This window comes from Spirillospora sp. NPDC029432 (genome assembly GCF_040703975.1).
Lineage (GTDB): Bacteria > Actinomycetota > Actinomycetes > Streptosporangiales > Streptosporangiaceae > Spirillospora.
Window position 1 is genome coordinate 1 of the sequence record NZ_JBEZWH010000128.1, and the last position, 9,702, is coordinate 9,702.

The 9,702-nt window shown below is 74.4% G+C and carries 9 protein-coding genes; 5 read left to right on the forward strand and 4 right to left on the reverse strand.

All coding sequences use genetic code 11. From position 1 onward, the window contains the following. Positions 1 to 105: 105 nt before the first annotated feature. Positions 106 to 1,017, reverse strand: coding sequence for an Lrp/AsnC family transcriptional regulator (locus tag AB0881_RS41075; protein WP_366626300.1), 912 nt, complete (start codon positions 1,015 to 1,017; stop codon positions 106 to 108). A 750-nt stretch (positions 1,018 to 1,767) separates the two neighbouring features. On the opposite strand from AB0881_RS41075, the gene AB0881_RS41080 reads away from it, so the two are divergent. From AB0881_RS41080 to AB0881_RS41100, 5 genes are all read left to right on the forward strand, one after another. Then, a complete protein-coding gene (locus tag AB0881_RS41080) occupies positions 1,768 to 3,204 on the forward strand; it encodes a GuaB1 family IMP dehydrogenase-related protein (protein ID WP_366626302.1) in 1,437 nt (478 codons plus the stop codon). 227 nt (positions 3,205 to 3,431) lie between these two features. Continuing rightward, positions 3,432 to 4,883: an LCP family protein gene (locus tag AB0881_RS41085; protein ID WP_366626304.1), complete on the forward strand. Its 1,452-nt coding sequence runs from the start codon at positions 3,432 to 3,434 to the stop codon at positions 4,881 to 4,883. Positions 4,884 to 4,899: 16 nt separating this feature from the next. Beyond that, a complete protein-coding gene (locus tag AB0881_RS41090; RefSeq protein WP_366626306.1) occupies positions 4,900 to 5,325 on the forward strand; it encodes a hypothetical protein in 426 nt (141 codons plus the stop codon). Between the two features lie 71 nt (positions 5,326 to 5,396). After that, positions 5,397 to 6,458 (forward strand): enolase C-terminal domain-like protein, encoded by a 1,062-nt coding sequence (locus tag AB0881_RS41095; RefSeq protein WP_366626308.1) that lies wholly within the window; start codon positions 5,397 to 5,399, stop codon positions 6,456 to 6,458. Beyond that, a complete protein-coding gene (locus tag AB0881_RS41100; protein WP_366626310.1) occupies positions 6,455 to 7,051 on the forward strand; it encodes an AAA family ATPase in 597 nt (198 codons plus the stop codon). The genes AB0881_RS41095 and AB0881_RS41100 overlap by 4 nt, the downstream gene beginning before the upstream one ends. Here AB0881_RS41100 and AB0881_RS41105 read toward each other — a convergent pair. From AB0881_RS41105 to AB0881_RS41115, 3 genes are all read right to left on the reverse strand, one after another. Next, positions 7,015 to 7,719 (reverse strand): response regulator transcription factor, encoded by a 705-nt coding sequence (locus AB0881_RS41105; RefSeq protein WP_366626312.1) that lies wholly within the window; start codon positions 7,717 to 7,719, stop codon positions 7,015 to 7,017. The genes AB0881_RS41100 and AB0881_RS41105 overlap by 37 nt on opposite strands. A gap of 199 nt (positions 7,720 to 7,918) precedes the next feature. Next, a complete protein-coding gene (locus AB0881_RS41110; protein WP_366626314.1) occupies positions 7,919 to 9,073 on the reverse strand; it encodes an acyl-CoA dehydrogenase in 1,155 nt (384 codons plus the stop codon). After that, on the reverse strand, positions 9,070 to 9,702 hold a 633-nt coding region (locus AB0881_RS41115), incomplete at its 5' end, for a biotin/lipoyl-containing protein (protein ID WP_366626316.1). The genes AB0881_RS41115 and AB0881_RS41110, both read right to left, overlap by 4 nt.

Here is a 9,702-nt window from a genome sequence, read left to right on the forward strand (position 1 = left end):
CGCACCTTGCGCCAACGACATACCATCTTGCGTATGAAGCAAGAAGTGGACGCTCTCGTCCGCCGCCGGATCCGCGCGCAGGCCGCGGACTTCCGCGCTCTCCGGCTACTCGCCGTCGAGCGGCTTGTCGGGCAGCTCGACGGCGTAGGACTCCTTGACCACGTCGAGGTGGTGCCAGGACTCCCGGACCGTCGCGCCGGGGACGGCGCGGATCGCGTCCAGGACCGCGACCAGCTCCGCGCGGGAGGACGCCTCCGCCTGGCCGACGATGTCGTACCGGCCGAAGCCGGTCGCCAGGTAGCGCACCCCCTCCTGCTCGGCGACGGCCTCGGCGACCCGCCGCAGCCCGCCGTCCACGACCAGGCCGAAGCCGCCGAGCTCGGCGGCGCCCAGCGCGGTCGGATCGGCCAGCCCGGTCACCTGGATGACGCCCGAGCGCATCAGCCGTACGACGCGGGCCCGGGTCGCGGCCTGCGAGAGGCCGATGATGTGGGCCAGCCGGGTGTACGGCGCGCGGCCGTCGCGCTGCAGTTCCTGCAGCAGCCGCCAGTCGATGTCGTCGAGCGTGACGTCGCCGAGCTCGCGGACGACGGCGTGGGTGTCGCGCACGGTGGACACCGAGCGGAACACCTCCGCCGACCGGACCCCGGGCACGGCGCGGATCTGGTCCACCTCGGCGGCCAGCGCGGCGTCGTCGCGGGCGCGGACCTGCGCGACCAGGTCGTGCGGGCCGGCGGTCAGGGCGGTGAAGCTGACCGCCGGGCGCTCGGCGACGGCCGCGGCGACCTTGCGTGCCGAGCCGTCGACCGTGACCGAGACGTGGCCGATGGCCTCGGCCCCGACGACCGCGGCGTGGACGATGCCCACGACCCGGACGACCTCGGTCTCGAGAAGGTTCTGCACCCGTGCCCGCACGGCCGTGCGGGACAGCCCGACCCGGTCGGCGAGCGCCTGGAAGGTCGCCCTGCCATCCCGCTGGAGCTCGCGGACGAGCACGGCGTCGACCGCATCCAGCACGGCTCTCCTCCTCGACATGTAATGACTCGATTTGCTGACAACTGCAAGATCATTCCATTTCAGGACGGTCCATCGTCAAATATTGAGCTTGCTCGTGTTCGCCGGACCCGCACACCGTTGAAGCGTCGGCGTGCGGTCGTACCGGTGCCGAATACGGCGCCGTGCAATCCGCCTCGGCACCGCAACGCGGCCGGGGCCGCCGCGGGGGTCCGGTCCTGCCGGGCGACGGCGCGGGGCCGGGCGGAGTGGTGATGATCACTGCGTCGGGCGGACGGGCCCCGGCGCGGCCGGGCGCGGGACACCGGGCTCATGAGCGTGACGTGCATGCGCTTCTCCCGGTGTTCTGCTGTGACGCCTCCGGCGGGGGGCGGATCTCCGCGCGAGGCACATGTAAGAAAACTGCATCGCTGGCGCAGGATCGTCAAGAGGTAACTTTACAGAGAGCTAAACCTCACGTTGCACTCAAAACCACTGAGTCCGCGCCGTCTCAGGTATTACGCGGTGGACGTCCGGATCGTTCGCGAAAGGCACGGTCCGGCCATGCCTTCGTCACCTTGGGGCGGTCCCGCCGGTCCCCGCCGCCACGGACGGTGAGACGGCCACCGCTGGCCAGCCCCGGCGGGCCCGTGCCTCCCCGGGGCGCACGCCGGCGGCGGCTCCGGCGCCGCATTGGCCGGAGCACCCGGGGGTATGGATCACAATGTACGGTGGCCCAGCCACTTCCAGCCGCGATTGGTGTGTAGTACAGCCGTGCACCTTCTGAACGGTGACGATTCCGTCCACGACCTCACCTACAACGACGTGTTCATGGTCCCCCGCCGCTCGGCGGTCGGATCCAGGCTCGAGGTCGACCTGTCCACGGCCGACGGCAGCGGGACCACGCTCCCGCTCGTGGTGGCCAACATGACGGCGGTGTCCGGCCGCCGGATGGCCGAGACGATCGCCCGCCGGGGCGGCCTGGCAGTGATCCCGCAGGACATCCCGGTGGAGGTGGTGTCCGACGTGATCGGCTGGGTGAAGCGCCGCCACCTGGTGTACGACACCCCCATCCGGCTCGCGCCGGGCGACACCGCCGGCGAGGCGCTGGCGCTGCTGCACAAGCGGGCGCACGGCGCCGTGATCGTGGTCGAGGACGGCCGCCCGGTGGGCGTGGTGACCGAGGCCGACTGCCACGGCGTCGACCGGTTCGCCCAGCTGCGCGACATCATGTCCCGCGACCTGGTGACGCTGCCCGACGGCGTCGACCCGCGCGAGGCGTTCAACCGGCTGCACGAGCGCGGCCACCGCCTCGCCCCGGTCGTGGACGCCGAGGGCCGGCTGACCGGGATCCTCACCCGGACGAGCGCGCTGCGCGCCACCCTCTACACCCCCGCCGTCGACGGCGCCGGCCGGCTGCGCGTGGCCGCCGCGGTCGGCGTGAACGGCGACGTCGCGGGCAAGGCCAAGGCGCTGCTGGAGGCGGGCGCCGACCTGCTGGTGGTCGACACCGCGCACGGCCACCAGGAGAAGATGATCGCCGCGCTGGCCGCCGTCCGCGGGCTCGACCCGGGCGTCCCGGTCGCGGCCGGGAACGTGGTCACCGCCGAGGGCACCCGCGATCTGATCGAGGCGGGCGCCGACATCGTCAAGGTCGGGGTCGGGCCCGGCGCGATGTGCACGACCCGGATGATGACCGGCGTCGGGCGGCCGCAGTTCTCCGCCGTGCTGGAGTGCGCCGCCGAGGCGCGCCGGCTCGGCCGGCACGTGTGGGCCGACGGCGGCGTCCGGCACCCGCGGGACGTGGCGCTGGCGCTGGCCGCCGGGGCGTCCAGCGTGATGGTCGGCTCCTGGTTCGCCGGCACCTACGAGTCGCCCGGCGACCTGCAGCGCGCCGCCGACGGCCGGCTCTACAAGGAGAGCTTCGGCATGGCGTCGGCGCGCGCGGTGCGGCTGCGCACCGCCGAGGACTCGCCGTTCGACCGGGCCCGCAAGGCGCTGTTCGAGGAGGGCATCTCGACCTCGCGGATGTTCCTGGACCCGGAGCGGCCCGGCGTGGAGGACCTGGTCGACTCGATCGTGGCCGGGCTGCGCAGCTCGTGCACCTACGCGGGCGCGCGGACGCTGGAGGAGTTCCACGAGCGCGCCACCGTCGGGATCCAGAGCTCGTCCGGTTACGCCGAGGGGATGCCGCTGTCCAGCAGCTGGTAAGGCCTTCGCACGGATTCGCCCCAAGATCACCGGGATCGCCGTGCCACGCCCGGTTCCCCGCTAGGATCGCCGGGTGATCCGGATCTCCGGACCTCCGGCGGCCGCCGCCCCGGACCGTCCCGGCACCGGATTCGGACGCCACCGCCCTGGCAACTCCATGCCGGTTTTGCGCGTCCATAATGGTAGGCAGAGCCTCAGATCACCGCGTGTGGGGAATCGGAGCGTACATGGCGAGTCGATCGGCAGGCCGGCGTGCCCGCAGCGGTGACGCCGAACCCGGCCTTGGCCGCGCCCTCGCGCTCACCCTGGCCTCCGCGCTGGTCTGGGGCGTGGCCCATCTGAGCACCGGCCGGCGGCTGATCGGCGGGATCCTGCTGGGCGCGTTCGTGCTGCTGGTCGCCGCCGCCGCGATCGCGGGAACGTTCTTCCGCGGCGACCTGATGGGGCTGGCCGTGCAGCCGGCCTGGCTCTCCTACATCGCCGCCGGGATCCTGGTGCTCGGCCTGGTGTGGGTGACGATCGTGATCCGCTCGTACCAGCTGGTCCGGCCCGGGTCGCTCTCGCTGGGCGGGCGCGCGGCGGGCGTGGTGGCCGTGGCGATGCTGTGCTTCGCCGTCGCGGTGCCGGTGACGTTCGGCGCGTACAACACCTACGTCTTCCGGGACGCGCTCACCGGCATCTTCAAGACCGGCGGCGCCGGCGGCCGCCCGATCGACACCAAGGACCCGTGGAACGGGCAGCGCCGGGTCAACGTGCTGCTGCTGGGCGGCGACGCCGCCTCCAACCGCGAGGGCGTGCGCACCGACAGCATGACGCTCGCCAGCGTCGACACCAAGACCGGCGACACCGTGCTGCTGAGCCTGCCGCGCAACCTGGAGAGCTTCCCGCTGCCGCCGGGCCCCGCCCGCGACCGGTTCCCCTACGGCTTCACCGGCGACGGCGCCGGCACGCCGGGCCTGCTGAACGAGGTCTACCAGTACGCCGAGGACCACCCCGACCTGGTGCCGGGCGCCCGCAAGAACCAGCGCGGCCCCGAGCTGCTGAAGTCCACGATCGGCGGGATCCTCGGGCAGCCGGTCGACTACTACATCCTGGTCGACATGTTCGGGTTCGCCGACATCATCGACGCGATGGGCGGCGTCCGCGTCAAGATCGAGCAGCCGATCCCGTACGGGCAGCGCGGCGACGTCCTGCAGCCCGGCGACCGCGTGCTCAGGGGCAAGGAGGCCCTCTGGTACGGCCGGTCCCGCACGATGAGCGACGACTACACCCGGATGGGCCGGCAGAAGTGCCTGCTGGCCGCCATCGCCAAGCAGGCCGACCCGCAGACGGTGCTGACCAAGTTCGACAAGCTGGCCGCCGCCACCAAGAACGCGATCTCCACCGACATCCCGCAGGAGCTGCTGCCGGCGTTCGTGTCGCTGTCGGGCAGGGTCAAGGACGGCGCCCGGATCGACAGCCTCCAGTTCGTGCCGCCGCTGATCCACACCGGCAACCCCGACTTCGCGCTGATCCGCAAGCTCGCGGCGCGGGCCGTCGCGGGCGACCGCGAGACCGCCTCCCCGTCGCCGTCGGCCTCGCCGACCAAGACCAGGCCGGTCGCCGGCGCCACCTCCTCCCCCACGCCGCGCAGGACGCAGACCAAGCCGATGTCGCTGTCCGACTCGTGCCCGTCCTGACGGCCGCCGCCGCGCCGTGAGGGCCGCGTACCGGCTCCGCCAGGCCGTCAACGTCGCCAACCTGTCCACCCCGCTGGGGCTGCTGCTGGCCGCGGCCGCCGCGCGCGGCCCGGTGCGGCGCGGCCCGGACGGCCTCCTCATCGCCGGCGGCTACCGGCCGCCCGTGCCGGTCGCCTCCGCGTTCACGCTCGGCAACGTCGTGCTGGTGCGGCACGACGCCGCGTCCCTGCTCGACCGGCCCGCGCTGCTGCGGCACGAGGCGCGGCACTCGACGCAGTACGCCTGGTGCCTGGGCCCGGCGATGATCCCGCCGTACCTGCTGTGCGCGGGGATCTCGATGCTGCTGTGCGGCGACCACGCCTCGTACAACCCGTTCGAGCGCCTCGCGGGCCTGGAGGAGGGCGGCTACCGCAGGCGCCCGGTGCGGTTCCGGCGCCGCTAGGGGCGGCGCGTGTCTTCACCGCTCCCGGAAAGGGGGATCATGGTGGGAGGACTTCCGAGCGTGAAGGGCGGGTGACGGTGCCTTCGATCCACGGCTGCGACGCCTTCCGGGTGGCGATGCCGCGCGGGCGGCGGCCGGAGAGCGTCCTGGTGCGCCTGACCGCCCAGGACGGCACGGTCGGCTGGGGCGAGGCCGCCCTGGCGGCCGGCGGGCCGGACCCGGTGTGGTCCGACATCGAGGAGCGGATGGGGCCGGCGCTCATCGGCCTGGAGCTGGACCGCCCCGAGGACGTGTCCGCGGCCGCCGACCTGGGCTGCCCGGCCGCCGCGGCGGCGATCGACACGGCGTGCTGGGACCTGTGGTGCCGGTCCCGCGGGCTGCCGCTCGCGCACGCCCTCGGCGGCACCCGCACCTCGATCGTCACCGGTGCCCGCCTCACCCCGGAGCCGCTGCTCGACACCGTCGTGGGCCGCGTCAACCAGGCCGTGGGCGCCGGGCACACGCGGGTCACGCTGGACGTGCGGCCCGGCTGGGACATCGAGCCGGTACGGGCGATCCGGCAGGCGTTCCCCGCGCTGGCCCTCGTCGCCGACGCCGGGCACCACTACCGCGAGACGCCCGAGCAGCTGGCCGTCCTCGAAGGGCTGGAGGCCTACGGGGTGCTGGCGATCGTGCGGCCGTTCCCGGAGGACGACCTCGCGGCGCACGCGCGCCTGCAGGCCCGGACGGGCACGGCCGTCGCGCCCGGGATCGGCGACCTGGCCACGCTCGACGCGGCGATCGCGCTGGACGCGGGCCGGGTGCTGGACCTTCGGCTGTCGGCGATGGGCGGGCTCACCGCGGCCCGCAGCGCGCACGACCTTGCCTACGCGGCCGGCTGGGACGTCTGGTGCACCGGCGCGGGCGCGTTCGGCATCGGGCAGGCGGCGGCGGTCGCGCTGGCCGCGCTGCCCGGGGTGACGCTGCCGAGCGAGGTGTCCGACCCGGCCGGCGGCCCGGCGTTCGTGACGCCGCCGGTGCGGTCGTCGGGCGGCGTCGTCGGCGTCCCGTACACCCAGCCGGGGCTCGGCCACGAGATCGACGAGGCGCGGATCGGGAAGCTGGCGACCCGGCGCCTGCGCATCCCGGCATGACCCCGGGCACGGTGTGGGTGGTCGCGGGCCCGCCGGGCGGCGGCAAGACGACCGTGGCGCGGCTGCTGCTGGCCCGGCTGCGCCCGGCGCCCGCGCTGCTGGACAAGGACACCCTGTACGGGCCGTTCGTCGCGGCGATCCTCCGCGCGTACGGGCGGGATCCGGGCGAGCGCGAGGGCCCCTGGTACGACGAGCATGTCAAGCGGCACGAGTACGCGGGCCTCACCGACGCCGCCCGGGAGATCCGCGCCGCCGGCTGCCCGGTGCTGCTGAGCGGCCCGTTCACCGGCCAGATCCGCGATCCGGGGCGGTGGGCGGAGTGGACGGCCGCGCTCGGCGGGCCGGACGTGCGGCTGGTGTGGATCCGTTCGGACGCGGCGACGCTGCGGCACCGGCTGGAGGCGCGCGGGCTGGAGCGCGATCGCGGCAAGCTGGCGGGGTTCGCCGCGTTCGTCGAGCGGATGCGCCCCGAGGAGCCGCCGCCCGTCCCGCACGCCGAGGTCGACAACCGGCTCGGCGCGCCGCCGCTGGACGGCCAGGTCGACCGGCTGGCCGGTCAGCCGGAGCCGGGCCGGACCAGGCCGGTCTCGTAGGCGTACACCGCCGCCTGCGTCCGGTCCCGCAGCCCGAGCTTGGCCAGGATGCGGCCGACGTGCGTCTTGACGGTCTGCTCGGCGACGATGAGCCGCTCGCCGATCTCGGCGTTCGACAGCCCACCGGCGACCAGTGCCAGCACCTCGGTCTCGCGCCCGGTGAGCGCCGCGTCGGCCTTCAGCGGCCGGTGCGGGCGGGTCGCCGTCCGGGCGAAGTGGGCGATCAGCCGGCGGGTGACGCTCGGCGCCGGCAGCGCCTGGCCGTCGGCGACCACCCGGACGGCCTCGGCGAGCGCCCGCCCGGTGGCGCTCTTGAGCAGGAACCCGCTGGCGCCCGAGCGCAGCGCCTCGTACACGTACTCGTCCAGGTCGAACGTGGTCAGCACCAGGACCCGCGCCGTCCCCGCGGCGGTGATGAGGCGGGTGGCCTCCAGCCCCGCCGCCAGCGCCGCCGCCACCGCCAGCGCGAGCGACGCCCACCACGCCGCCAGCGGCCAGTACAGCGCGGCCGGCAGCGCGAGCGCGTGCGCGACGGTCAGCGTGCCCGCGGCGAGGTTGGGGACGCCGAAGTCCTCGATCAGGGTGTGCCAGGCGTACCCGCACACGATGACGGCGTACAGCGCGACGGCGGCGTGCGGCGCCCAGGCCGTCCAGCCGGCGCGCCGCAACGGCAGCAGCGGCGCCCCGGCCCCGGGGGGGGGCCAGCCCGGCGCCCATGCTCCGCAACCGCGCGATCACCGTCATCCCGGGACGACGGTAGGCCGCCCGGGCGCGTGATGGCATCACCCTGCGGTCGGAATCGGGGAACTCCTCCTTGAGAGCCACACGTCCGGGCGGCACACGAGACGCGATGGGCGCGGTGGGCGGCTAGTACGACTTGGGCAGGCCCAGGGAGTGCTGGGCAACGAAGTTGAGGATCATCTCGCGGCTGACCGGGGCGATCCGCATCAGCCGCACCACCCCGGCGAGCATGCCGACGCCGTACTCGGTGGTCAGCCCGTTGCCGCCGTGGGTCTGGATGGCCTGGTCGACGCAGTGGATCGCGGCCTCGGCGGTGGCGTACTTGGCCATGTTCGCCGCCTCGCCCGCGCCGGCGTCGTCGCCCTCGTCGTACAGCCAGGCGGCCTTCTGCCCCATCAGGCGGGCCAGCTCCAGCTCGATCTTGGCGGCGGCGAGCGGGTGCGCCAGGCCCTGGTGGGCGCCGATCGGCGTCTTGAAGACCTGCCGGTCCCTGGCGTACGCGGTGGCCTTGCCGAGCGCGAGCCGGCCGATCCCGGCGCCCATCGCCGCGGCCATGATCCGCTCGGGGTTGAGCCCGGCGAACAGCTGCAGCAGCCCGCCGTCCTCGTCGCCGACCAGCGCCTCGTACGGCAGCCGCACGTCGTCCAGGTGGCACACGAACTGCTTCTCCGGCGACACGATCTCCATGTCGATCGGCGTGTAGGTGAAGCCGGGCGCGTCCGTCGGGACGATCAGCAGCGAGGGCCGCAGGTTGCCCTGCTGGTCGGCGCTGCGGGCCACGAACAGCACCGCGTCGGCCTCGTCCACGCCGGAGATGAACGTCTTCTGCCCGTTCAGGATCCAGCCGTCGCCGTCCCTGCGCGCGGTCGTGGTGATCTTGTGCGAGTTGGATCCGGCGTCCGGCTCGGTGATCGCGAACGCCATCTTCACCGACCCGTCGGCGAACCGCGGCAGCCAGTGCTTCTTCTGCTCCTCGGTGCCGGACCGGGCGATGATCGTGGCGCAGATGGCCGGCGAGACCACCATCAGCAGCAGCGGGCAGCCGGCCGCGGCCAGCTCCTCGCACACCGCGGCCAGGTCGCCGATGCCGCCGCCCCCGCCGCCGTACTCCTCGGGCACGTTGACGCCCAGGTAGCCGAGCCGGCCGGCCTCGGCCCACAGCTCGTCGGTCTTCAGCCCGGAACGGGCCTTCTCCACATAGTAGGACGGGCCGTACTTCGCGCCCAGTTCGGCGACGGCGGCGCGCAGCGCCCGCCGCTCCTCGGTCTCGACGAAGCTCACTCGGGGGTCCCTTCGGGTTCGGGGGCGATGACGGCGAGGACCGCGCCGGACTCGACCTGCCGCCCGGCCGCGGCGGCCAGCTCGGCGACCACGCCGGACGCGGGGGCGGCGATGCGGTGCTCCATCTTCATCGCCTCCAGCACGACCAGGGTCTGGCCCTCGGTCACGGCGGCGCCCGCCTCGATCTCGACGCGGACGACGGTGCCGGGCATCGGCGCCAGCAGCGACCCGGGCGCCACCAGGTCGCTCGGGTCGGCAAAGCGCGGCAGCGCGCGCAGCGCCACCGGACCGAGCGGGGAGTGCACGTACACGTCGTCGTGGACGCGCCGCACCTCGAACGCGTACCGCACACCGCCGGTCTCGAGCGTCACGGACCCGGCGGACCCGGCGAAACCGTCTCCCGCGGCGGAACCGGCGGCCGCGGGCGGGGCGGACGCCTCGACGAGCCGTACGCCGTCGTGCCCCTCGGCGTGCAGGACGCCGCCGCGCGCGAGCCGGTAGGCGACCTCGATCACGGTGCCGTCCGGCGCCTCGTACGACCTGCGCTGCGGCTGCGACGGCACGTTCCGCCACCCCGACGGCAGCCGGCCGAGCACGGGCGCGGTGGCGCGGTCGGCGGCGGCGCCCGC